Annotated in this window: 22 protein-coding genes and 3 pseudogenes; 17 read left to right on the top strand and 8 right to left on the bottom strand. The window is 37.5% G+C overall.

From position 1 onward, the window contains the following. Positions 1 to 2 precede the first annotated feature (2 nt). From cmk to pyrF, 5 genes are all read left to right on the top strand, one after another. On the top strand, positions 3 to 689 hold the full coding sequence (gene cmk / locus F985_RS14020; protein WP_004701964.1) for a (d)CMP kinase: 687 nt from the start codon (positions 3 to 5) through the stop codon (positions 687 to 689). Positions 690 to 793: 104 nt separating this feature from the next. Next, positions 794 to 2,467, top strand: a complete 1,674-nt coding sequence (rpsA, locus tag F985_RS14015; RefSeq protein WP_002050239.1) for a 30S ribosomal protein S1 — start codon at positions 794 to 796, stop codon at positions 2,465 to 2,467. 156 nt (positions 2,468 to 2,623) lie between these two features. Next, complete coding sequence (locus F985_RS14010) at positions 2,624 to 2,926, top strand: integration host factor subunit beta (protein ID WP_004701961.1); 303 nt, start codon at positions 2,624 to 2,626, stop codon at positions 2,924 to 2,926. Positions 2,927 to 2,949: 23 nt separating this feature from the next. Then, entirely contained in the window at positions 2,950 to 3,315 is a 366-nt protein-coding gene (locus F985_RS14005) for a lipopolysaccharide assembly protein LapA domain-containing protein (protein ID WP_004701960.1), read from the top strand. 169 nt (positions 3,316 to 3,484) lie between these two features. Beyond that, positions 3,485 to 4,183 (top strand): orotidine-5'-phosphate decarboxylase, encoded by a 699-nt coding sequence (pyrF, locus tag F985_RS14000; RefSeq protein WP_004701959.1) that lies wholly within the window; start codon positions 3,485 to 3,487, stop codon positions 4,181 to 4,183. Here pyrF and F985_RS13995 read toward each other — a convergent pair. Further along, positions 4,180 to 5,091: a LysO family transporter gene (locus tag F985_RS13995; RefSeq protein WP_004701958.1), complete on the bottom strand. Its 912-nt coding sequence runs from the start codon at positions 5,089 to 5,091 to the stop codon at positions 4,180 to 4,182. The two genes, pyrF and F985_RS13995, sit on opposite strands and share 4 nt — an antisense overlap. A gap of 46 nt (positions 5,092 to 5,137) precedes the next feature. After that, positions 5,138 to 6,685 carry a flavin-containing monooxygenase gene (locus F985_RS13990; protein WP_081401290.1) on the bottom strand — a complete coding sequence of 516 codons (1,548 nt, stop codon included), beginning with the start codon at positions 6,683 to 6,685 and terminating at the stop codon, positions 5,138 to 5,140. A 121-nt stretch (positions 6,686 to 6,806) separates the two neighbouring features. Here F985_RS13990 and F985_RS13985 point away from each other — a divergent pair, with 121 nt between their 5' ends. The 4 genes and pseudogenes from F985_RS13985 to F985_RS26330 all read left to right on the top strand — a co-directional run bounded on the left by F985_RS13985 (position 6,807) and on the right by F985_RS26330 (position 12,148). Then, entirely contained in the window at positions 6,807 to 7,826 is a 1,020-nt protein-coding gene (locus tag F985_RS13985; protein ID WP_004701956.1) for an AraC family transcriptional regulator, read from the top strand. An 83-nt stretch (positions 7,827 to 7,909) separates the two neighbouring features. Then, on the top strand, positions 7,910 to 9,052 hold the full coding sequence (gene zapE, locus F985_RS13980) for a cell division protein ZapE (RefSeq protein WP_004701955.1): 1,143 nt from the start codon (positions 7,910 to 7,912) through the stop codon (positions 9,050 to 9,052). Positions 9,053 to 9,421: 369 nt separating this feature from the next. After that, positions 9,422 to 11,587 carry a malate synthase G gene (locus tag F985_RS13975; protein ID WP_004701954.1) on the top strand — a complete coding sequence of 722 codons (2,166 nt, stop codon included), beginning with the start codon at positions 9,422 to 9,424 and terminating at the stop codon, positions 11,585 to 11,587. A gap of 100 nt (positions 11,588 to 11,687) precedes the next feature. Beyond that, positions 11,688 to 12,148: pseudogene (locus F985_RS26330) on the top strand (GNAT family N-acetyltransferase). A gap of 55 nt (positions 12,149 to 12,203) precedes the next feature. Here F985_RS26330 and F985_RS13965 read toward each other — a convergent pair. The 5 genes and pseudogenes from F985_RS13965 to F985_RS0104440 form a co-directional block, all read right to left on the bottom strand. Next, positions 12,204 to 12,617 carry an ExbD/TolR family protein gene (locus F985_RS13965; RefSeq protein WP_004701952.1) on the bottom strand — a complete coding sequence of 138 codons (414 nt, stop codon included), beginning with the start codon at positions 12,615 to 12,617 and terminating at the stop codon, positions 12,204 to 12,206. Positions 12,618 to 12,636: 19 nt separating this feature from the next. After that, on the bottom strand, positions 12,637 to 13,059 hold the full coding sequence (locus F985_RS13960; RefSeq protein WP_004701951.1) for an ExbD/TolR family protein: 423 nt from the start codon (positions 13,057 to 13,059) through the stop codon (positions 12,637 to 12,639). 15 nt (positions 13,060 to 13,074) lie between these two features. Beyond that, a complete protein-coding gene (locus tag F985_RS13955; RefSeq protein ID WP_004701949.1) occupies positions 13,075 to 13,956 on the bottom strand; it encodes a MotA/TolQ/ExbB proton channel family protein in 882 nt (293 codons plus the stop codon). Positions 13,957 to 13,997: 41 nt separating this feature from the next. Further along, positions 13,998 to 14,720, bottom strand: a complete 723-nt coding sequence (locus F985_RS13950) for an energy transducer TonB (protein WP_004701947.1) — start codon at positions 14,718 to 14,720, stop codon at positions 13,998 to 14,000. Between the two features lie 109 nt (positions 14,721 to 14,829). Further along, positions 14,830 to 16,020 (bottom strand): annotated as a pseudogene (locus tag F985_RS0104440) (TonB-dependent receptor domain-containing protein); the annotation flags it as partial. On the opposite strand from F985_RS0104440, the pseudogene F985_RS0104435 reads away from it, so the two are divergent. Further along, positions 16,021 to 16,392: pseudogene (locus F985_RS0104435) on the top strand (3'(2'),5'-bisphosphate nucleotidase CysQ family protein); the annotation flags it as partial. A gap of 57 nt (positions 16,393 to 16,449) precedes the next feature. Next, the gene (locus F985_RS13945) at positions 16,450 to 17,184 is read left to right on the top strand and encodes a histidine phosphatase family protein (protein WP_004701941.1); all 735 of its coding nucleotides are present in this window, start codon (positions 16,450 to 16,452) and stop codon (positions 17,182 to 17,184) included. 58 nt (positions 17,185 to 17,242) lie between these two features. Here the strand turns inward: F985_RS13945 and rpsT are convergent, their stop codons facing one another. Then, positions 17,243 to 17,509, bottom strand: coding sequence for a 30S ribosomal protein S20 (gene rpsT, locus F985_RS13940; protein ID WP_002117906.1), 267 nt, complete (start codon positions 17,507 to 17,509; stop codon positions 17,243 to 17,245). Between the two features lie 212 nt (positions 17,510 to 17,721). On the opposite strand from rpsT, the gene F985_RS13935 reads away from it, so the two are divergent. The 6 genes from F985_RS13935 to mfd all read left to right on the top strand — a co-directional run bounded on the left by F985_RS13935 (position 17,722) and on the right by mfd (position 24,822). Beyond that, the gene (locus F985_RS13935; protein WP_004701938.1) at positions 17,722 to 18,387 is read left to right on the top strand and encodes an NAD(P)H-binding protein; all 666 of its coding nucleotides are present in this window, start codon (positions 17,722 to 17,724) and stop codon (positions 18,385 to 18,387) included. Positions 18,388 to 18,399: 12 nt separating this feature from the next. Beyond that, positions 18,400 to 18,906: a ribonuclease E activity regulator RraA gene (rraA, locus tag F985_RS13930; protein WP_004701936.1), complete on the top strand. Its 507-nt coding sequence runs from the start codon at positions 18,400 to 18,402 to the stop codon at positions 18,904 to 18,906. 24 nt (positions 18,907 to 18,930) lie between these two features. Further along, positions 18,931 to 19,710 (top strand): glutathione S-transferase N-terminal domain-containing protein, encoded by a 780-nt coding sequence (locus F985_RS13925; protein ID WP_004701934.1) that lies wholly within the window; start codon positions 18,931 to 18,933, stop codon positions 19,708 to 19,710. Positions 19,711 to 19,852: 142 nt separating this feature from the next. Next, positions 19,853 to 20,785, top strand: coding sequence for a Dyp-type peroxidase (locus F985_RS13920; RefSeq protein ID WP_025469149.1), 933 nt, complete (start codon positions 19,853 to 19,855; stop codon positions 20,783 to 20,785). Between the two features lie 84 nt (positions 20,786 to 20,869). Then, positions 20,870 to 21,226 carry a hypothetical protein gene (locus tag F985_RS13915; RefSeq protein WP_004701928.1) on the top strand — a complete coding sequence of 119 codons (357 nt, stop codon included), beginning with the start codon at positions 20,870 to 20,872 and terminating at the stop codon, positions 21,224 to 21,226. A 134-nt stretch (positions 21,227 to 21,360) separates the two neighbouring features. Then, the gene (gene mfd / locus F985_RS13910) at positions 21,361 to 24,822 is read left to right on the top strand and encodes a transcription-repair coupling factor (protein WP_004701927.1); all 3,462 of its coding nucleotides are present in this window, start codon (positions 21,361 to 21,363) and stop codon (positions 24,820 to 24,822) included. Positions 24,823 to 24,890 lie beyond the last annotated feature (68 nt).

The raw sequence follows: 24,890 nt of genomic DNA, 5'->3' as shown, positions 1-24,890 counted from the left end.
CAATGACAGTTCAAATTATTACTATTGATGGTCCGAGTGGTTCGGGTAAAGGAACATTAGCGGCAAAACTTGCTGCATATTATCAATTTCATTTACTTGACTCTGGCGCCTTGTATCGTTTGTTAGGGTTGTCATTACATAAACATGATTTATTGGAAAAATTAGATAGCCATTTAGATGAGTGTGTGAATTATGCTCGTCAGCTTAATATCAAGTTTGAAACTTCATCTGAGGGAACATTAGTTTTCCTTGATGGAGAAGATGTATCGCAAACCATCCGCACAGAGCGAGTTGGTGAATATGCATCTAAAGTTGCAGCAATTCCTGAACTTAGACAAGCACTTTTTGATCGTCAAAGAGCATTTGCGCAAACTCCAGGTTTAGTTGCAGATGGCCGAGATATGGCAACATCAATTTTCCCAGAAGCTAATGCAAAAATTTATCTGACAGCTTCGGCTGAGTCGCGTGCTGGGCGAAGAGTAAAACAGTTGCAGGGCATGGGGCTAGATGCTAAAATAAACGACATTTTAGCTAATATACAAGCGCGTGACAAAAGAGATATGGAGCGAGAAGTTGCTCCTCTCAAGCCAGCCGCAGATGCTTATATTATTGATAGTTCGGAATTAACGATCGATCAAGTATTTAAGTTAATGGTTGATTATGTCAATAGCCGTACTGTTAGCAACTAAGATTATCAGTTGACGCATAGCTTGATCAGTCTATAAAGACTATGTTGATACTTAACTAAACCGGCCTTGTCTGATCCAAGACCGCTGAATTTATCAGGTATATCATGACCGAATCTTTTGCAGCCCTCTTTGAAGAAAGTGAATTAAACCTCAACGTTGAAAAGGGTGCAGTCATCCAAGGTGTTGTTGTAAACATCGATAGCGACTGGGTTACTGTTGACACTGGCCTTAAATCAGAAGGCATTGTTGATCGTGCTGAATTTTTAAATGAACAACGTGAACTTGAAGTTCAGGTTGGCGATACTGTTGACGTAGTTGTTGAAGCTCTTGACAACGGTATGGGTCAAACAGTTTTATCACGTGAAAAAGCTAAACGTGCTGAAACTTGGACTAAACTTGAAAAAATCTTTGAAGATGGCGAAATCGTTACTGGTGTTATCTCTGGTAAAGTTAAAGGCGGTTTCACTGTTGACATCGGTCCTGTTCGTGCATTCTTACCAGGTTCATTAGTTGACACTCGTCCTATCCGTGACACTACTCACCTTGAAGGTAAAGAGTTAGAGTTTAAAGTAATCAAACTTGATGCTAAACGTAACAACGTTGTTGTATCTCGTCGTGCTGTTATGGAAGCTGAATCTTCTGCTGACCGTGAAGCATTACTTGCTCAACTTGAAGAAGGTCAAACAGTTACAGGTACTATCAAAAACCTTACTGATTACGGTGCATTCGTTGATCTTGGCGGTATTGATGGTCTTCTTCATATCACAGATATGGCTTGGAAGCGTATCAAGCATCCTTCAGAAGTTGTTGAAGTTGGTCAAGAAGTTACTGTTAAAGTACTTAAATTTGACCGTGAACGTAACCGCGTATCTTTAGGCCTTAAGCAATTAGGCGAAGATCCATGGTTAGCGATCATGAGCCGTTATCCTAAAGGTTCTATCGTTAAAGCACGTGTTACTAACTTAACTGACTACGGTTGTTTCGCTGAAATCGCGGAAGGCGTTGAAGGTTTAGTACACGTTTCTGAAATGGACCACACTAACAAAAACATCCACCCATCTAAAGTTGTTCAGATCGGTGACGAAGTTGATGTTATGGTTCTTGAAGTTGACGAAGAACGTCGTCGTATCAGCCTTGGTATCAAACAAACTCGTGCTAACCCATGGGAAGAGTTTGCTAAGTCTCATGAGAAAGGCGAAAAAGTTTCAGGTACAATCAAGTCTATCACTGACTTTGGTATCTTCATTGGTTTAAATGGCGGTATCGACGGTCTAGTTCACTTGTCTGATATTTCTTGGAACGAACAAGGCGAAGAAGCTATCCGTCGTTACAAGAAAGGTGACACAGTTGAAGCTGTTATCTTGTCTGTAGACGCTGAAGGTAACCGTATCAGCCTTGGTATCAAGCAATTGAACAGCGATCCGTTCAATGATTTCTTAGCTGCTAACGAACGTGGTGCTTTAGTTAAAGGTACTGTGACTGCAGTTGATGCTCGTGGCGCAACTGTTAAGTTAGCTGACGAAGTTGAAGCAACTCTTAAAGCTTCTGAAATCAACCGTGACCGCGTTGAAGATGCGACTAAATTCTTAGAAGTTGGTCAAGAAGTTGAAGCGAAAATCATCAACGTTGATCGTAAATCTCGCTCTATCAACTTGTCTATCAAAGCGAAAGACGAAGCTGAAGAGAAAGAAGCAGTTGCTAACTTACGTACAGCATCAGCTTCTCAAGAAAATGGTCCTAAGACTATTGGTGACTTGATCAAAGCACAAATGAAGTAATAAGTTAACAAAGTACAGTTTCATGTAACGAAATTGTACTTTTTATACAAATTACTGTAAACGGTAGCGTAGTATTCAACATACTGCGCTACCGTTTTGTATTTAAACAGGTTATTATCAAACGACTTAGAGTAGTAATAAATAACGAGGTCGTAGATGACTACTGAAGCTCTTAATAAGTCTGATTTAATCGAACGCATTTCGCTAAAAAATCCACACTTGGCTGAACCTTTAGTGGAAGAAGCGGTTAAAATCATGATTGATCAAATGATTGAAGCTCTTTCGACGGACAACCGTATTGAAATCCGTGGTTTTGGTAGCTTTGCTTTACATCACCGTGAACCTAGAGTTGGTCGCAACCCTAAAACTGGTAAGTCAGTTGATGTTGCAGCAAAGGCGGTTCCGCACTTTAAACCAGGTAAAGCACTACGTGATGCAGTGAATGAATCTGGAAAATAAATAAAAACTCATAAGGGGTGCCTATGCGTTATATTCTAATTGCATTACTCATTATTTTATTTGGCTATTCTTTAGCACTCGTTTTGCAGAACCCAACAGAACTTCCTGTTGATTTATTATTTACTCAAGTTCCAGCAATGCGTTTAGGGCTATTATTGTTGCTTACCTTAGCGCTTGGAATTGTGGTTGGACTTTTATTAGGTGTGCAAGTTTTCCGAGTCTTTCAAAAAGGCTGGGAAATCAAACGTCTTCGCAAAGATATTGATCATTTGAGAAAAGAACAAATTCAAACTGCTCAATTGGCAGCGGCAGAAGCAGCTGCAAATGTAAGACATGAAAAAACTGTTGTAGATATTTATCCGCAAGATAAAAACTCTACTCCGTTATAATTATTCTTCATACTACTCTTTATCCAGTTATAAAGAGTAGTATTTTTCATTTCTGTATTTCAATTACTAAATAAATTCAAAATCAATATTTTCTTATTCAAAAACTTGTCTCAATAGATTTCTTTATTAGTAGCTGACTTGTCTATTATAATAGCGCTGATTTTATGTGATGGAAGAAAGTCTCTTGAGTATCATTGTTGCGTTGGATGCTAAAAGCCAATATGACGCTTTAAAAATTGTTGAACAACTTGATCCTACGTTATGCCGTGTAAAAGTAGGTAAAGAGCTTTTTACTCATGAAGGCCCATCTGTTGTAAAAAAACTTCAAGATGAAAATTTCGAAGTTTTCCTCGATTTAAAATTCCATGATATTCCTAATACGACTGCTCAAGCTGTATGTGCTGCAGCAGATTTGGGGGTATGGATGGTGAACGTACATGCATCTGGTGGTCGTAAAATGATGGAGACCTGTGTAGAGCGCTTAAAGGCAGGTAATTATCAAACTCAGCTAATTGCAGTAACAGTTTTAACTTCAATGGGGCGTGAGGACTTAAAAGATATTGGTTTAGATATCGAGCCTGTAGAGCAAGTTAAAAGATTGGCTAAACTTACCAAAGACAGTGGTTTAGATGGTGTGGTCTGTTCTGCTCAGGAAGCTAAAATTCTCCGTGAATTAATTGGACAAGATTTTTCTTTAGTTACTCCTGGAATACGTCCAGAAGGTAGCAATGCCGATGACCAAAAACGTATTGTTACTCCAAAACAAGCAATGCTTGATGGTTCTACTCATTTAGTTATTGGTCGTCCAATTACGAAAGCAGAGGACCCAACTCAGATGTTGAAATCAATTCTTGCTTCAATTGCTTAAAAGTTTAAAAACACAGTAATTAAAAGTGGAGCGAGTAGACTTAAAAGTAAGCCACTCATCATGGCATGTGGTACATAATGTGTGCCACATGACTGTTTTACCATAGCTAATGTTACATCCATTGAGGTAGCGCCAGCGCTTGAGATTGCTGGGCGCGGAAAACGCCATCCCATTGTATACATCAGTAAAATGGCCACTATTTCTCTAAATAGATCTGTAAGTAAAGCAATTCCGCCTAACTCGGCTGAGTGTAACTGTGTAAATAAAATGCCCGACATTGAATACCAGCCATAGCCTTGAGCCAAAGCTAGCATTTCGTTGAGTGTAAAATGGTTACCTAGTAAGAAATAGTTGAGAAACCCAGCTATACATGAACCTATAAAAGCAGCCAATGGCACAATAAGGATTTTCCAGCTTAACCATGTACGGTTGAAATGAGTAAAGGCAAGTTCGATTCCGATTAAAAAAATAAAAAGTAATAGTAAATACCAGCTATTAAATGGAATATGTACATTTAATCGAGTTAAAAAAATACCTAAAATGATACCTACAGCTAAAGCCAAAAATGCCTTTGCAATATTTTTTAAAGCATTTATAAAAAGTTGAAGTGAAATTTTTCCCTTTACACTTTCTTTATCGAAAACTGTATACGCTAATAAACATGTAAAAAAGGAACCGAGTGATGTCGTGACTGCAATTAATAGGGCAGGTGGTAGTATGGTAGAAGGATTGTTAATTTGATCAAGCGCAATCGTTAATTCTAAAGCAACACTTGTGAGTAAAATATAAGAAAAATAGGGCAAAACTTTGAAAATAAATTTTCGAATATTTAACGAAAGTTTAGGGCCTAAAAAGTAACCAAAAGCTATGACAATAAAAATTTGAATAATGAGGCTAACAGATTGCATATAATAGATAGATTGTTATCAACCTATCTATTATGTATTGAACATTTTATGCTGCATAGCTTTTAGAGCATTTATTTAGCAGCAAATAATCTTTGGTATTCACTTTACGAGTTTCTAGCCAATACTTCCAAGTGTAAGTTGGCCATAAGGAAAAGTTTTTTCCATCGGCAGCTTGATACCAGCTATTACAGCCCCCAGCTTGCCATACTGTCCCTTGAAGTTGTTTCTGTATTCTTTCATTGAAAGCATCTTGGACTTCCGGTTTAATTTCTATCGCGTGTTGACCAGATTTATCGACAAGTTCAATCAGCTGTAAAATATAATTAACTTGTGACTCAATCATAAAAATAACTGAGTTATGACCTAAAACAGTATTTGGCCCAACGAGTTGAAATAAATTAGGAAAATTTTTGGTCATAATGCCATAATAACTTTCTGCACCATCTTTCCAAGCTTGTTTTAATTCAATTTGGTTACGACCAATACAAGTAAAATGTTTTAAGTAAATACGTGGGTCGGTAATAAAACCAGTCCCATAAATCAGGCAATCGATAGGTCTTTCTTTTCCATCTTTTGTGATAATGCTGTGCTCTTTAATTTCTTGAATACCATCTGTCACTAATTCAACATTTTTACGGTTAAATGTCGGAAAGTATTTATTTGAAATAAGAATGCGTTTACAACCCATCACGAAGTCTGGTGTAAGTTTTTTAGCTAATTCTTTATCTTTGACTTGGAAACGTATAAAAGCCTCAGCTAATTTTTGCCCATATTTCATGATTTGAGGCTGGACAATTGGCACAACGCGGGATTCGTTACTCCAATAAAGGCGACTGCGATGAATTTGTCTATAAAGATTAGACGTTTTAAATAGGGCTTTACTTAAGTTTGAGTATTTGCGCTCATCTCTTGGAATCACCCATGCGGCTGTTCTTTGAAACACATATAGTTGTTTAACATCTTTTGCAATTTCTGGAATATATTGAATTGCACTACCACCTGTACCAATAGAGGCAACTGATTTATCTATAAGGTTATAGTTATGTTCCCATTGTGATGAATGAAATACCTTACCTTTAAACTTTTCGATACCATGAATATGAGGAATTTGTGGAATATGTAAGGGCCCAGAAGCAAATACTACAAATTGTGCTTCGAGAGAAGGTTGGTTTGTAAAGTCTAACGTCCATACATGGCGAGTTTCATCATACTGAACATGAGTAACTTCATGATTAAACTTACAGTAGTTTTTAATTTGATATTTATGAGTTATATCTTGAATATAGTCAAAAATTTCCGGTGCTTCTGCATAGCGTTTTGACCAGTCAGTTTTAGGTGCAAAAGATAAAGAATACATATGCGACTGAACGTCACATGCAGCTCCTGGATAGCGGTTTTCGCGCCAAGTTCCACCCACATCATTAGATTTTTCTAAAATAAGAAAATCTGTTTGCTTGTTCTGTAATAGACGAATAGCCATTGCAAGGCCACCGAATCCAGCACCAATAATTGCGATTTTAGTTTTTTGAATAGCGTTTTGTTTTGCACTGTGCATTGTAAACCCTGCATATACCGTAAAGAGGATTGCAGGCAAGACTAACGTTTTTTGATCAGTTTAAACATGATTGTACCGACGTGAAAATTGATATATTCGGCAATTAATTTTATTACTTCTTTATAGTAAAACATTTCAGTCTAGGGAAATTGATAGAAGAATGAAACGATCGGCACTTGGTTTAATCTATTTAATTCAAGGAATGCGCAATGCGGGCATTGATGTCGACTCACGTTTGGCTAATATAGGCATTAAAGTAGATTCTTTGGACCCAAGTTCAACAATTCACGATAGTTTAGAATGGGATATTCAACAAATTATTAGTGAAAATGTTGATCCTGAAAAAGGTTTGTTCATCGGGCAGCACTATGCATTAGCAGGTTATGGTCCTTTATTAATGCTACTTGTAACAAGCCAAGATATACAAACTGCATTGGAAAAAGGCATACAGTATCAAAAACTCACTCATTTATTTGGCACTTTAAGTTTACAAGAAACAGAAAATCACATCCTTCTGAACTATTTACCTGTCGACTTAAAAACAGAGATTGGTTTGCTTCGTGCCCAGTGTGAAATTTCAGGGACTTATAAATTTATTCAAGATATTTACACCATGATGGGCTTAACAATGCCTCTTATGCGTATAGATTTGCCATTTCTCAAACCAAATAATACAGATACCGTTGCTCAATATTTCTCATATTATGGAGATGATCTGCATTTTAATTCTACACATGCAGCATTTAGCCTAAGTAAGAATGTGCTTGGAATAAAAGTTCCTTCAGCGGATATCATTACTCATCGTATCTATGAAGCGAAATGTATTAAAGAAATAAAACGATTAAATGAGCAAGATCATCAAATACCACCCATTATTCAATATGTACAAGATTATCTAGAGCTACAACAAGGAATTATCCCGAGCATGGCGGAAACCGCTTTCGCTTTAAAAATGCCTGAAAGGACATTAAGGCATCAATTGCAGCAGCTTAATACGAGTTACAAACAGATTCGTGAACAGATTATTAAGAATAAGGCGCTTAAACTTATGGAATATAAAGAATATTCAATAGAAGTTATTGCTGAGTCGCTTGGCTATTCTGAACCTGCAGCTTTTAATCATGCGTTTAAAAGATGGTTTGGGCAGAGCCCTCGGCAATATGGAAAAGAGTTTTACTGAGCATAACTCTTGATGCTAAAAGCTAATGTGGTCGGACAAAATGTTCGCTATACTCTCTTCAGTTAAAATTGAAATAAAATGATATGTTAAATTTAAAATCTTCTCATAGTACTGCTTTTACTCCTTCTTCCCCAGCAGAGCGCTATGCTGAGGCATTGGCTTCAGGCCAGTTTATGGCAGATGAAGCACAAGCACAGGCAGTGCAAGAATTAGATCGTGTTTGGAAGGAACTTTTAAACCGCTATAAAGCTTCTAAGAAAGCTTTCCGTCGCTTTCGTCGCCAAACCTCTCCAAAAGGCGTCTATATGTGGGGTGGTGTAGGTCGAGGAAAAACTTGGTTAATGGACCAATTTTATGAGTCTGTGCCATTTCGTCGTAAAACACGTATGCATTTCCATCACTTTATGCAACACGTTCATAAAGAATTAAATAAACTTTCTGGTCAACGTAATCCACTCGATATCGTGGCTGATCAAATTTATAAAGATGCGGTTGTTATTTGTTTTGATGAGTTTTTCGTTTCAAACGTAACAGATGCAATGATCTTGAGTGATTTATTCCAGAAGTTATTTGTTCGTGGTGTAACACTGATTGCTACTTCGAACATTGCACCAGACGGTTTATATAAAAATGGCATTCATCGCGACCGTTTTATACCTACCATTGAAATGGTTAAAAAGAATTGTGCTATTTTAAATGTAGATGCGGGCGTAGATTACCGTTTACGTGTTTTGAAACAAGCTCAATTATTTAAATCACCATTGGGCAATGAAGCGCAAAGTTGGATATCTGAGCGTTATACTGCCTTAACGCATACGCAAGCAAATTCTCAAGAACCAATTGTGATCAATAACCGTGTTGTTGAAACACTAGGTCACACCGAAGATGTTTTATGGTGTGAGTTTTCTGAACTTTGTTTAAAGCCGCGTAGCCCAGCAGATTTTATTGAAATTGCTAATATTTATAATACAGTTCTGGTCAGCAATGTTCCGCACTTAACTGACTTCTTGTCAGAAGGAACGCGTCGATTTATTTATCTAGTCGATGAGTTTTATGACCGTGGCGTGAAATTACTCTTAACTTCTCAAGATAGTATCATTGATATCTATCAAGGCGAGAAATTAGCTTTTGAAATTGAGCGTACGCGTTCTCGTTTGTTGGAAATGCAGTCAGATGATTATTTGCATTCAGAACACCGACAAATTGATGAAGCTAAAACTTCTTAAGAAGATAGTTGTGAAAAGCGCTCTAAATAGAGCGCTTTTTTTATAACAAAAAATTGATAAATTTAATTAAATAGTGCTTTTTCACAGCTTAAAGTTTGATATAACTGAATACGCTTTAGAAAAATCAGATACTGAAATTTTTTGTTTGTTAACAAAAAGTCTAGTTTCAGTATTTTTAAATATTGAATAAATTGTTGAGAAACCTAGTTAGAATTTTAATATTTTCCTATATAGAAAAATTTTTCTTTGTCAATAGTTTTGCAAGGGAAAATGCTTACTATTTAGGAATGTGATATTAGTATTCAGCTTAATTTAAATCGGTATACTAGGTTTCTCTTGGTATAAAAAGTAGCAACTTCAGGAAAGACAATGACTGCACGTATTCAAAAAGGCAAGTTAGCGATTGCTAAAGAACTTTACGATTTTATCGAAAATGAAGCTTTACCAGGTTCTGGTTTAGATAGTGAAACTTACTGGAAGAACTTTGAGCAAGTTGTTGTCGATCTTAGCCCAAAAAATAAAGCGTTATTGGCTAAGCGTGATGAATTACAAGCAAAAATTGATGAATGGCACCGTAATAACAAATTTGAATTAGGTGCTTATAAAGCGTTTTTAACTGAAATTGGTTATTTATTACCAGAAGTTGAAGATTTTCAGATCATAACTGAAAATGTAGACGAAGAAATTGCATTATTAGCAGGGCCGCAGTTAGTAGTACCTGTACGTAATGCACGTTATTGCTTAAATGCAGCAAACGCACGTTGGGGTTCTTTATATGATGCACTTTATGGCTTCGATGTAATTTCAGAAGAAGGTGGTGCTGAAAAAGGGAAAGGATATAACCCTGTACGTGGTGCTAAAGTAATTGAGTTTGCTAAAAACTTCTTAAATGAGGTTTTCCCGCTTGCACAAGGCTCACACGCAGATGCAACTAAATATGCAATTGAGCAAAATAAACTTGTTGTGACTTTAAAAGATGGTACTCAAACAGGTTTAGCTCATGAAGCTCAGTTCGTTGGTTTTAATGGTGAAGAAGCAAATCCTTCAGAAGTTGTACTTTTAAGTAATGGCTTGCATGTCATTATTGAAATCGATGCAAATAGCCCAATTGGTCAAACTGATTTAGCGGGTGTTAAAGATTTAACACTTGAAGCTGCGGTTACGACGATTCAAGATCTTGAAGACTCTGTTGCAGCTGTAGATGCTGAAGAAAAAGTTGAAGGTTACCGTAACTGGTTAGGTTTAATGAAGGGTACACTTCAAGAATCTATCGAAAAGAATGGTAAAACAATTGTCCGTGCTTTAAGCAAAGACCGTGAAATTAAAAACTTAATTGGTGGAACAACAAAACTTCATGGTCGTTCACTTATGTTACTTCGTAACGTAGGTCACTTAATGACGAATCCTGCTATTTTGGTAGATGGTGAAGAAATTTTCGAAGGTATTATGGATGCATTGGTAACTCCATTGTTATCAGTTGCTGATATCCGTAGTACGAACGAAAATAAAAACTCTCGTAAAGGATCTATGTATATTGTTAAGCCAAAAATGCATGGTCCAGAAGAAGTTGCTTTTGCTGTTGAATTATTTGAACGTGCTGAGCAAGCATTAGGTTTACCCGCGAAATCTTTAAAAATCGGTATTATGGATGAAGAACGCCGTACATCTGTAAACTTGAAAAACTGTATTGCTGCTGCTAAAGATCGTACTATCTTTATTAACACTGGTTTCATGGACCGTACAGGTGATGAAATCCATACTTCTATGGAAGCTGCACCAGTTGTTCGTAAAGAAGCGGTTAAAACACAAAAATGGATTGCTGCTTACGAAAATCGTAACGTTGCCATTGGTTTGAAATGTGGTTTACAAGGTAAAGCTCAAATTGGTAAAGGCATGTGGCCAAAACCAGATAGTATGAAAGATATGTTAGCGACTAAAGCTGCTCATCCAAATGCTGGTGCTTCATGTGCTTGGGTTCCATCACCAACTGGTGCTGTACTTCATGCGATGCATTACCATCAAGTAAATGTAAAAGCGCGTCAAGATCAGTTAAAAGCTGAAGAAATGTTGTCATTAGATGACTTGTTAACTCCTCCATTTGCACCAGAAACAAACTGGTCAGCAGAAGAGATCAACAATGAACTTGAAAATAACTGCCAAGGTATTTTAGGTTACGTTGTTCGTTGGGTTGACTTAGGCGTGGGTTGTTCTAAAGTTCCTGATATTAACAACGTAGGTTTAATGGAAGACCGTGCAACATTGCGTATTTCTTCTCAACACGTTGCGAACTGGTTACGTCACGGTATTGTGACTCGTGAACAAGTTGAAGAAGTGCTTAAACGCATGGCAAAAATTGTTGATGAGCAAAATGCGAATGACCCATTGTATAAACCAATGGCAGCTAACTTTGAAACGAATATTGCTTTCCAAGCAGCTTCTGATCTTATCTTTAAAGGTTGTGAACAGCCTTCTGGTTATACTGAGCCGTTACTTCATGCTGCTCGTTTAAAGTTAAAAGGTTATACAGGTGACTAATTTTAACCTGTTTTGAAAAAAAGCCTCTTCGGGGGCTTTTTTTATTTTCGGTATGTTTTGTGCTTATAGAAAGGGAATTTATAGCTAAACGGTTTTGCATTTGATTATTTTAAAAGATCTTGATCGTAAGAATTGGATTCTATGTGCAAGATTATCATTGGATGAATCTCAAAAAGATTATGTTGCACCAAATGTATATTCTATTGCTGAGTCTAAAGTAGAAGAACATTACTGTCCAAGAGTCATCTGTTTTAATGATGAAGTCGTTGGGTTCTGATGTATTGCGTCGAAATTGATCCACCTGATAAGACATTATTTTGGTTATTTCGTTTTATGATTAGCAAAGATCATCAAGCTAAAGGTTATGGTACCAAGGGATTGCAAATGGCAATTGATGAAATGGCTACAAAAGAAGCTAAACGAATTAGAACGATGTATAAGTCATCCAACTATGTGGCTGGAAAACTTTATAAAAAAATGGGTTTTATAGAAACTGGAGAATATGATGAGTGTGGAGATATTATTTTAGAGTTGAATATTTCGCTTCAAAAAAAACGCTAACTGAAGATTCAAGTTAGCGCAGGAGTTAATAGAGTTAAATAGATTAAAAGTAATATTAGTTACTGCTTACAATTCCAATTTTAGTTACACCTAAACGCTGTGCTGTAGCCATCACCATCGCTACATTTTTATATTCAGCCATCTGGTCTGGTTTGAGTTTGATCTGGTCTTGATCTTTTTTGGCAACAACACCTTGAAATAAAGTCTCTAGTGCTTTGCGGTCAGAAACCTTTTGATTATTCCAAAATACTTGACCAGTTGAATCAATTCTTACATCAATAACTTCGGGTGGCTTTTCATTTGTTGGTGGCGGTGTGCCATTTGGCAGATTAATATTAATCGCGTTGTTGGGTGCAGGTATGGTAATAATAAACATAATGATGAGTACCAACATGACATCAATAAGCGGTGTCATGTTGACTTCCAACATCACATCATCATCATTATTTGAACCGACATTCATACCCATAAGATTCTCCTTAAAACAGTTATGGGGAGGCTGGAGGGGTAGTAACAAAGGCAATTTTGCCAATACCAGCTTGTTTGGTCGTACTAATGACCTGATCTATCGCTTCAAAATGGGTAAGCTGATCTCCTCGAATATGTACCTCTGGCTGCGGTCTTTTTTGCGCCACAGCCTGTAATTTCGCTAATAAAATTTCTTTATTTGGTACATAACTTTCATTCCAGAAAATATCTCCTTTCTTATTGACTGAGAGTTGAATATTTTCAGGCGTAGTTGCGTACGGCGTATTTTTTTCTTCAGGTAGTTTCACAGGTACTGTATGTGTAACTACCGGAATCGTAATTAGGAAAATAATAAGTAAAACCAACATGACGTCCACCAGAGGCGTCGTGTTAATTGTTCCAATCATTTCGTCTTCATCTTCAGAACCAACACTCATACCCATAATGTTTGCTCCTGATTATTTAATACTGCGGTTAACTGAATTATTAGTATTAATTTCTCCGCTTAATAAAACTGCATGTAAATCTGAACCAAATGAACGCACGTTTTCCATCACTGCTTTATTGCGGCGAGTCAACCAGTTATAACCAAGCACCGCTGGTACTGCGACTGCAAGACCAATAGCTGTCATAATCAGTGCTTCACCAACTGGACCTGCAACTTTATCAATAGATGCCTGTCCTGAAATCCCGATAGCTGTTAACGCGTGATAGATTCCCCATACTGTTCCGAATAGACCTACGAAAGGGGCTGTAGATCCAACCGTTGCTAAAAAGGCTAAACCTCCACTTAAGTGGTTTTGTACTTTTTCAATTGAACGTTGTATTGAAATGCTTACCCAAGTATTGAAGTCAATGCGTTCAAGTAACGAACCGCCGTGTGACTTAGTTGAGTTAATTCCTTTTTCTGCAATAAATCGATAAGCGCTACTTTGTTCTAAACCTTCAGCAGCATTATCAAGAGAAGTAGCTTCCCAGAAATGTCTTTCAGCTTCTTTTCCTTGTCGTTTAACTTTTCCTTGTTGTAATAGTTTAGAAACGATGATGTACCATGTACCGATAGACATAAGTACTAATATGAATAGGGTTGATTTTGCAACTAAATCACCTTCACGCCAAAGTGCTTCTAAACCATAAGGGTTTTTAACGGTTTTACTCGTTGCAGGCTTTGGCGGTGGAGTCGGTGTGCTTGAGTTTGAGGTTGCTTCAGTTGTTGCGGTTGCAACAGGAGTATTGCTCGTTTCTTCTGCAAAAGCTGTACTTAATGGGAGCAGTGAGCAAGCTGCGATTAGGCTTGCAGAAGCGAAACGTACTAGCGGTTGAGTTGATTTTTTCATCATATTTTCTCCAATATTTTTAATTTCTGATTAATTCAATTTGTTCATTCAATTACGAAAGGATATTCAATTTCATACCAGTCCTGCTGAGGCACACCATCTTTCATTGCTGGTTTGAATGTACATAGGCTGTAAGCTTTAGTTGCTGCTTTATCTAAGGTTTTGCTACCACTCGATTTTTTCACCTTCGCATCAATCACTTTGCCGGAAGTATCAACTAAAACACGTATGCGCACCGTACCTTGTTCTTCATTCATCAGTGCTTCACGTGGATACTCTGGTTTTTCACAACCTGCGGAACCTTCTGAAACGCCACGAGTTGCGCCAGCTGGTTTAGGTGCTGGAGCAGCCGCAGCTGGTGCAGGTGCCGCAACTGGACTTGGTGATGGTGCACTAGGTGCAGCCGGTGCTGCTGGAGCAGGAGTCGCAACTTTAGTTGGTTGAGCTATTGGAGTGTTTTTTTGCACAGGAGTCACAACTTTCTCAACCTGTTTAGGAGGCTCTGGAACCTTGGCAACTTTTTCCACCATTTTTGGCGGTTCAGGTGGTTTTTCCTTAGGTTTAGGCTCCTCTGGTTTTGGTGGTGGAGGCGGTTTAATATCCTGAATAATTTGTAATTCCACAGGTTTTTCTGCTGGTTTTTGAATATTGTTTGCTAAACCTGACATCAGAATATAGGCAACAAGAAGATGCAGAAAAATTACTGCAGCAATACCAATAAGGCGTTTGGCAGATTTATTTTCTATGTCTGTAAAAGTCATGCCCATAGTTACTCCTGAAACTGTAGACAAACAATTTTTGAAATAACTGTTTGGCTAAGAATGAGTATTTGTTCTGCAAACTAACTTTTGAGTGTTATATTTGCAGAACAACCATTTAGAACTTATATGTACCTCGTACAAAGTAAGTGCGTCCTAAAGGATCTGCGTAACGTGGGTCATATCCCATTTGGAAGTTATCAATTACATTAGAAGCAGGTGGATCTTCATCAAAAATATTCTTAATACCTGCTGTTAACTCTAGGTTTTTAAAGCCTTTGTAAGTGCCTGAAATATTGTAAGTTGTGTAATCACTTACTCTATGGTTTTGATCATTTGAGTTTTGATCTTGATAACCGCGTGAGAAGTTTTGTTGTAGGTTTAAAGCCCAATTTTCGTAGTTCCAATTCACATTGGCGGTATGTTTCCAGCGAAGAATAATTGATTGATAATCTAAGCCAGTATATGAGCCTGCAACACCTATCCATTCACCATCTGGTTCTGCTTGATATTTGTAGTCTGTGATATATGTGCCATCAATATTGAAACCAAATCGACCTGTAGCTGTCATTGGGGAAACCCAACTTAAGCCCACATCAAAACCAGATGTTTTAATGCCACCTAAATTTTGTTGTGTAGTAATAATATAATTTAGTGAGCCATCAGCATTACGTACAAATTTGTCTGCATATTTTACAGGGTCATTAAAAATAGCAGCTTCAGATAGAGTAGCAATTTGCTTGTCCACTTCTATATTGAAGTAATCGAGAGTAAAGGCTAAATTTTTAACAGGTTCAAAGACTAAGCCTGCTGTAAAAGATTTAGACTCTTCAGGATCAAGACTCTTGTTTCCACCATTTTGGCGTTTAAACTGCATATTACAGTCGCGTTCTTTTTTACCTCCAGGTTGTATAACACCTCCAGGGCAAAGTGCTGGGTCATTATATGTTGCACCAGTATTCGTTACTGAGTTTGGCCCATTAACCTCCCAAAGTGTAGGTGCTCTGAAACCTGTACTATAAGTGGTACGGAACATCAGTTGTTTAATTGGTTCCCAACGAAGTGCGAATTTTGGATTAAAGGTATCACCAAAATCATTGTAGTCATCATAACGAGCAGCAATTTGAGCTTCTAAAGTTTTGTGCAGTGGAATATGAAATTCGGTAAATACCGATTTGATATTACGATCACCTTTATTTTCTGGTTCATCTGGATCATTACCAGTACTAGGAGCAAGTCGAGCAACATCAGCAATTACTTTTGAAGTCCAATCTTCATAACGATAGCTCGCTCCAACTGCGAACCCTATTCAACACAAGCACCTGTACAAATTGGTTTAAGCCATAGTAGTAAAAATCCGAAATATCATAAATTTATTGAACCGATTGAAAAAAAACGTACCGTAATTCGACGTGAAGCGGGAAGTGCTTATAAGTTTTGCATGATGTTAGAAGGTGAAATTGATATTTACCCTAGATTTCATCCTACCTCTGAATGGGATACCAGCTCAGGTCAGGGATTATTAGAGAGTATAGGTGGGGGGTTACTCACCTTAAAAGGTAAACCCTTTGAATATAACCAACGTGATACTGTATTAAACGGGGGCTTTATCGCATTTCGTGATCAAGAAAGCAAAAAAATAGCATTTGAAGCTTTGGCTCAATCGGGTGTTTTGGATTGAGAGTTATTGTAGACATGCTATAGTGGCAAAATATTGAGAAAAGATGATACGATCAAAATGGCACTCGATTTATTGCCTAAAAGCATGTTTGAAGCAATTGATTTATTGCCTGATGCTTCAACCCCTGTAACCCTTTTTACACGTCACTCTTTAAGAGAGCTGGTAGATGGGCAAGGCTTGGCGGGATACGACCTTCAACTTACTCCTCAAGGCCGTGAGCTTGCACAAGCATGGGGTAGCTACTTAATTAAAAATACGGATCGTGTGATTCAACACTGTATTTCTAGTCCAATTCAACGTTGTGTCGATACGGCTGCACTTATGATTGAGGGTGCAGACGGTGTAAGTCCTGAACCTAATACGCATACGATTGAAATTGTTGAGCAAGGCTTATTGGTAGAGCCGGGAAGTTTTGTACTCGATATTCAGCAGGCTGCTCCTTATTTTCGTAAACAAGGGGCACTCGGGTTTATTAATAGTTTTGTGAATAATGCTTTGCCAGGCATGAAACATCCAATTACTGGTGTTTTAGATGTATTAGAACTGATTTATCGAACTCATCCTAAAACAAAAAGTGGGCTAAGTTTAGCTGTAAGTCATGACACGATTATTGCAGCTATAGTTGCTGTAATTTCGGGTAATAATCAGATACAAAAGGCAGATTGGCCTGCAATGATGGAAGGTTTATTTGTATGGTTTGAAGGGGATGAATTTCCCAACTGTAAATTAAAGTGGATTTGGAGAGGCAAGGCTTACGAGTTGGACGTATCAAAATTTCATAATGAACAGTAAAAGCAAAAAATATAAATAATAAAAAAAGCCCTATTGGGCTTTTTTTATATGCTTCAAATTAGTTAGCTAACGCTTTAACTTGAGCATTTAAACGGCTCTTATGACGAGCAGCTTTATTTTTGTGGATGATGCCTTTATCAGCCATGCGGTCGATTACAGGAACAGCTTTTTTATAAGCTTCTGTAGCAACTGCATAATCACCACCAGCGATTGCACTTAAAGTACGCTTGATGTAAGTACGAACCATAGAACGCAAGCTTGCGTTGTGTTTACGCGCTGTAACGTTTTGGCGCGCACGTTTTTTAGCTTGAGCAGAGTTTGCCACTCTTGCACTCCTTGAAAATAAGTTGGTCTGGGCGGGCTGTGGTCAATCCAGTAAACTGGTGTAACCATCACCAGCCCGTAAACAAGTGCCATATTGTGATGAATCAACACCGTGAAGTCAAGCCTTGCGAGCATTTTAAGCCGTTTTAGGGGCTGCTAAAAGCGTAAGAAAAGGTTAAATTTGAAACAAACTTAAAGAAGGTTGGATAAAAAATGACTATAAGCAAGAAAAAAGCAATTGTAGTAGGTGCTACAGGACTTGTTGGTTTAGCTCTTGTAGAGCAGCTTGAGCAAACACCAGAATTTGAAGCAATTACGGTTGTTGTTAGAAAAGAATCGCAACTACTTAATACATATAAAAAAGTTACTCAACTAGTCATAGAGGATTTTTTATTACTTAATGACGAAGACGTAAATGATCATACTCATGCATTTAGCTGCTTAGGTACAACTCTAAAAATAGCAGGTTCAAAGAAAGCCTTTTATGCTGTTGACTATGAAATAAATGCTCATTTTGCCGACTTGATCCAAGATAAACATATGCATTTCTTAATTGTGAGTGCGCTTGGAGCAAATGCTAAGTCACCAGTTTTTTACAATAAAGTAAAAGGACAACTCGAAGACTATATTCAAAGTTTAGATATTGAAAAATTATCGATTTTCCAACCATCTTTATTAATTGGTAAACGTAGCGATGTGCGTTTTATTGAAGATTTAGGACAAAGCCTATTTAAATTCATTGAAAATAAATGGCATAAACCATTCAAATATAAACCCGTTACTGCTGAGCAATTGGCTCATACCATGGTCGTAGCGGCGCTAGCGCAAATTGAAGCATTTAAGCGATATGATAATCTGAGCATACAGCAAACTCGATAAGGGAGAATAAAAGTGTCTAGAGTACCATTTGTGACATGTGATTTATTGGATGATAACCCAGAAAAAGATTTACAAGTGGTCATACCCTCAATGGATGGTAAGTTCTTTAAAAGTTATGGTGCGCGTCAAACCTTTGGCGGACAGGTTGTAACTGTAAAGTGCTTTGAAGATAACTCACGTGTAAAAGAGTTATTGGCAACGGATGGTACAGGGAAGGTGTTGGTTGTGGATGGTGGTGCTTCAATGCGCTGTGCACTTATGGGAGATATGATTGCTGAGTCGGCAGTTAAAAATAACTGGAATGGCGTGATTATTTACGGCTGTGTACGAGATGTTGATGCACTTGCAACTCTGGATTTAGGTGTACATGCATTGGCAGCAATTCCACAAAAAAGTAATCGTAAGGGCATTGGTGAAGTAGATATTCCTTTGTATTTTGGTGGAGTCACAATTCAATCTGGAGATTTCATTTATGCAGATAACAATGGAATTGTGATTGCTAAGGAAAAATTAGTTTAGCTCCACAATATAAAGGAACATGACATGGTGAATCATCAAATTAAAGTGCTGCAAGCAGTAGCATCTGCAATTGCTGAGGGTGGTAGAGGGGTTACAGGTACAGCATTTCCTAATCAACCTGTTAAAGCGTTAAAACTCTATGAATTTGAGGGTTCACCATTTTGTCGTCGTGTTCGTGAAGTGATTACACTTTTGAATTTGGATGTCGAAATTTATCCGTGCCCTAAAGGAGGAACAAAGTATCGTTCAGTTGTAAAACAAATAGGCGGTAAATTACAGTTTCCTTTTTTTATTGATGAAAATACAGGCGATAAGCTATACGAATCACAAGATATTATTCATCACTTATTTAAACATTATGGAAAGACAGGACAAACACCTCAGAAATTTTCAAATTATCCAAAAATGCCATATCTGGCATTTGCAGGAACGTTATTGAATGGTGCACGTGGGGTCTGGATTAATAAAAAAATAGTAAATAGAGCTGCACCTGAGCAAAAACTTGAATTATGGAGTTTTGAAGCAAGCCCATATTCGAGAGTAGTAAGAGGTTTGTTATGTGAACTTGAAATTCCTTATATTTTGCATAATGTTGCAAAAGAAAGATGGCAAGATATGGGGCCTGCCATTCTTCGCTTAAAACCGGGTAAATATGTACCTTTAAAAGATGGGAAAAGAGAAAAGTTATTGCCGATTATGCAAGGTAAAATGCAAGTACCTTATCTAGTTGACCCAAATACAGGGGTTAAAATGTTTGAATCTGCTCAAATTGTAAAATATTTAAAACAACAATATGGTAGTTAAGATAAATTAAAAAACTTAAAAGAGATTGGGGAAATTCAGTCTCTTTCAAAACATAAAAGAATAAGAAATCGTACGATAAAAAAATGAGTATGCTAAATTACTACCGTAAATTGTAAAAATAAGGCCTGTTTTTATGGAATGTATGAGAATTCAGCCAGTAACAAGTCATCCTGGAGAAAATGCATTATTTATTGTATTGGGGTTAGCTCAAGGTGATTCTGTTGTAGAAAAAGTAAAAGATTTTGCTGCTAATTTTTCAGCATTAACCAGAAGTTTATCTAACCGTTATCCGGATAGTAAATTTAATGCTACTTTGGGATTTAGCTCAAATGCATGGAGCATTTTATTTCCCGAACAAGCAAAGCCACAGGAATTAGAAACATTTCAAGAAATTAAAGGCCCAAAGTACACAGCTGTTTCAACACCTGGTGATTTATTCTTTCATATTCGTGCTGATCGACAAGCTCTCTGCTATGAATTGGGAAGTATAATCAATGAACAGTTGGGTAAAGTGACTTATCCAATCGATGAAGTACATGGTTTTCGTTATTTCGATGGTCGAGCGATTATTGGCTTTGTAGATGGAACAGAAAACCCTGAACCTGTAATTGCTGCGCAGTGGGCGCTAGTGGGTAGTGAAGATCCTGAGTTTATTGGGGGAAGTTATGCATTTATTCAAAAATATACCCATGACATGGAAAAATGGCGTGCTTTAAGCGATGCAGAACAAGAAAAAGTGATTGGACGCAAGAAGTTTAATGATGTTGAACTTGGTGATGATGAAAAGCCTTTAACAGCTCATAATGTGGTAAGTAAAGCGCATGATGCAGAGGGCAATGAACTAAAAATTATGCGTGCCAATATGCCTTTCTCGAATCCTTCAAAAAATGAATACGGTACTTTTTTTATTGGTTATTCGCGTAAATTTAGTACAACACGCCAAATGCTTGAAAATATGTTCCTAGGAAATGAACAAGGTCATCTTGACCGTTTACTTGACTTTAGTACTGCGCAAACTGGTACTTTATTTTTTGTACCGACTGTAGATTTCCTAGATGATTTGGGTGACGAATAGTCGCTAGAAATTAATTAAGCGTAAGTGATGGAGGTGAATAGGTTGCCTCCATTATTTACATTGAAACTAATATGATGTGATGAAATGTTTAAAAAGTTAAGCCAGCTTTTTCAAGGCTCGAAAGAGTCACCAGAGCAAATATATTTACAAGAGAATCAACTTAGTTTTGATTCTGAGCGCGGACCCGTAATTAAAAATATTGTCATTAACGAGAAATGGTCAGAGCATCTTGAATATTTTTCAAATCGTAAATTACAAAACTTTGATGATTTACGTAAGTTATTTCAAATTACGCCACAAATTAATGAAAAAATCGACTTAGAGATTGCAAGCCAACGCTATGTCGAAAGGTTAGGTAATACTGAAGAAAAGTTACTTGGACTTAAAGCAATCATACAAATATTGAACCAATATTATGTGATGTTTCTACGTGATAAATAAGTTCAAACATTTGTTTAAGAACTATAAAAAAGTATCGTAAAGTAGTAGCTTGATTTCAGAAAAATAACTCAATTCAATAAAAACATCATGCTACTATTAACCTCATATCTTTTTAGCTCATAAAAGCCATATACATGTTTCAACAAGAAATCTCTCAATTGAATTTGCAACAGCTCAAGGCCGGTGAAAAGCGTTGGGTGGGGTCATTATTAGGTTCATCAGCCGCTTTATTGCTTAAAGAAATTGCGACTCAGCATTCTTCTTTATTAGTTTTAGTCGCTCGAAATAACCAACATGTTGCACAATTAGAAAGTGAACTTGAGTTTTATGGGATAAAACCGACAATTTTCCCTGATTGGGAAATTTTGCCTTATGATCGTTTATCACCGCATCAGGATATTGTCTCGGAGCGTCTTGCGATTTTATCGAATATGCCGCATCAAGGCGTATTACTCATCTCAGCAAGTACTTTGGCTCAACGCGTTGCACCTTATTCATGGGTTTTAGGTAAACACTTTGATATAAAAGTGGGACAAAAATTTGATTTAGAACAGCAAAAATTAAGACTGGTTCAGGCTGGCTACCACTTGGTAGATACAGTGTATGATCATGGAGAATTTGCGGTACGCGGTAGTATTATGGATATTTTTGCATCTGGGCAAGAAGCTCCTATCCGCATAGACCTATTTGATGACGAAATTGATTCTTTAAAATTCTTTGACCCTGAAACCCAAAGAACAACGACAACACTAAAAAGTTTTACTGTTCTACCAGCTAAAGAGTTTCCATTAAAAGAAGCACGGTCAGTTTTTCGAGATCGTTATTCTGAGTTTTTTCCGACAGCAAATCCTAAGAAAAATCCAATTTATCAAGATGTCTTAGATGGCATAGCATCTCCCGGAATTGAGTTTTATTTACCATTATTTTTTGATAAAGAGCAAATGCAATCGCAAAGTATGTTTACAACGTACTTACCAAAGAATTGCATTGTAATTACAACTAATGATATTGATACTGATTTAACTAACTTCTGGAAAGAAGTTATGCGTTGTTATGAAGATCGACGTCATAATATTGATCAACCTATTCTTGCACCTGAAGAGCTATTTATTTCTCCAAATAATTTGCTGAGTGCTTTAAATCAGTTTCCACGAATGCTTGTGAGTGCAGAAACGATTGAAGAAAAAGCTGGTGCACTTAATCTTAAAACTGAGCAACCACCTAAATTACCGGTCGATCCAAAAAAAGAAAAACCATTTGCGGCTGTAAAAAAATATATTGATGAAGCAAACCATCCTGTTCTACTAGTTGCGGAAAGTGCAGGACGTCGAGAAAGTTTAAAAGATGCATTGCGTTCAAGTTTGGGTGAAATTCCGAATGTAGAGAATTTTGAGCAATTCAAAACCAGTCAATTTGCAATTGCGATTACCAATGCACCTTTAGACCGTGGTTTACTTATAACTGATCAATTAACAGTTATTTCAGAAAATCAGCTTTACGAACACCGAGTTGTACAGCGTCGCCGTAAGCGTCAACAAGAAGTTTCAGAAGAATTTCTGATTCGAAGCTTAACTGAGCTTAGTATAGGTGCTCCTGTTGTACATATTGATCATGGTGTGGGGCGTTATGCTGGCTTAATTACACTTGCTATCGAAGGTCAAGACTATGAGTTCTTGCAACTGGATTATGCTGAAGATGCAAAAGTGTATGTCCCAGTAACCAACTTGCATCTGATTAGCCGTTATAGTGGTGGTGACCCAGATTTAGCACCATTACATAAAATTGGTACTGATGCTTGGAGTAAAGCAAAACGTAAGGCATTAGAGCAAATTCATGATGTTGCAGCCGAGCTTTTACATATTCAGGCACGTCGTCAGTCAAAACCCGGCTTTGCTTTTGAATTGGATCAATCGCTTTATATGCAATTTGCGAGCGGCTTTGCGTATGAAGAAACGCTTGATCAGGCCAATGCAATTGAAGCCACACTGTATGATATGCAGCAAGCAAAACCAATGGATAGATTGGTGTGTGGTGATGTGGGTTTTGGTAAAACCGAAGTGGCCATGCGTGCAGCGTTTGTTGCAGTGCAAAATGGTAAACAAGTTGCGGTTTTAGTTCCTACCACATTACTTGCCCAACAGCATTATGAGTCTTTTAAAGACCGTTTTGCTGATTGGCCCGTTCGTATTGAAGTGTTGTCACGATTCGGTTCAAACAAAACTCATGTGAAAAATATTGAAGACTTGGCAGATGGTAAAGTCGACATTGTGGTAGGTACACACAAACTATTACAAGAAAATGTTCAGTTTAAAGATTTAGGCTTAATGGTTGTGGACGAAGAACATCGTTTTGGTGTGCGTGACAAAGAGCGAATTAAAGCTTTACGTGCCGATGTTGATATGTTGACTCTTACCGCAACCCCAATTCCTCGTACGCTTAATATGGCCTTTTCTGGTATGCGTGATTTGTCAATCATTGCCACTCCGCCAGCACGTCGTTTAGCAGTAAAAACCTTTGTACAAGAACATACAGATGCTTCAATCAAAGAGGCGATTTTGCGTGAGTTATTACGTGGTGGACAAGTTTACTTCTTACATAATGAAGTAGATACCATTGAGCGAGCGGCTGAAAATATTCGCATGCTTGTTCCTGAAGCACGCGTGGCAGTAGCACATGGACAAATGCGCGAACGTGAACTTGAACAAGTTATGCAGCAGTTCTACCACAAAGAATATAATGTGCTGGTGTGTTCAACCATTATTGAAACGGGTATTGATGTTCCAAATGCCAATACAATTTTAATTGAGCGTGCAGATAAGCTTGGCTTAGCGCAATTGCACCAGTTGCGTGGACGTGTAGGTCGTTCGCATCATCAAGCTTATGCTTACTTATTGGTGCCTTCAATCAAACATTTAAAAGGTGATGCTGAAAAACGCCTTGATGCAATTCAACGAGCTTCTACATTAGGCGCAGGTTTTATGCTCGCTACGGAAGATTTAGAAATTCGTGGTGCTGGTGAATTGTTAGGTGAGCAACAAAGTGGTTCAATGCAGGCGATCGGATATAGTCTGTATATGGAAATGCTTGAGAAAGCGACCAAAGCAATTCAACAGGGTAAAACACCGAATTTCGATGCACCATTGTCGTTAACTGCCGAAATTAATTTACATATTCCTGCACTTATTCCAGATGATTACTTAGGTGATGTACATCAACGTTTATTATTCTATAAGCGTATTAGTAATACAGATACTCAAGAAAAACTGGATAATATCCGCATGGAGCTTATTGACCGCTTTGGTGTTCCAGCGCAATCAGTTAAGCACTTATTTAGCGTGCATCAGATCCGCTTAAAAGCGGAGCATTTGGGTATTACAAAAATTGATATTAATACTCAAGGCGGCAACATTGAATTTTCACCAGATACTCCTGTTCAGGCTATTAGTATTATTCAACTCATGCAAAAGAACCCGACCTATTATCGTATGGAAGGTGGACAACGCTTAAAAGTGATGGTGCAGCTTGAAGATTATGAAAAACGAATTCAATTTATTAATGATTTACTACAAAAATTGATGAGTGAATTACATGCTTGAGTTCTGTTTTTTTAATAAGCGGTAGCTGATCGGAACATTTGTTTTGCTGTGATTGGATTTTATGCACT

The sequence above is a fragment of the Acinetobacter seifertii genome (assembly GCF_000368065.1).
GTDB classification, from domain to species: Bacteria; Pseudomonadota; Gammaproteobacteria; order Pseudomonadales; family Moraxellaceae; genus Acinetobacter; species Acinetobacter seifertii.
Note: the sequence above shows the minus strand (reverse complement) of the source record. Positions and strands in the feature narration are given on the sequence as shown.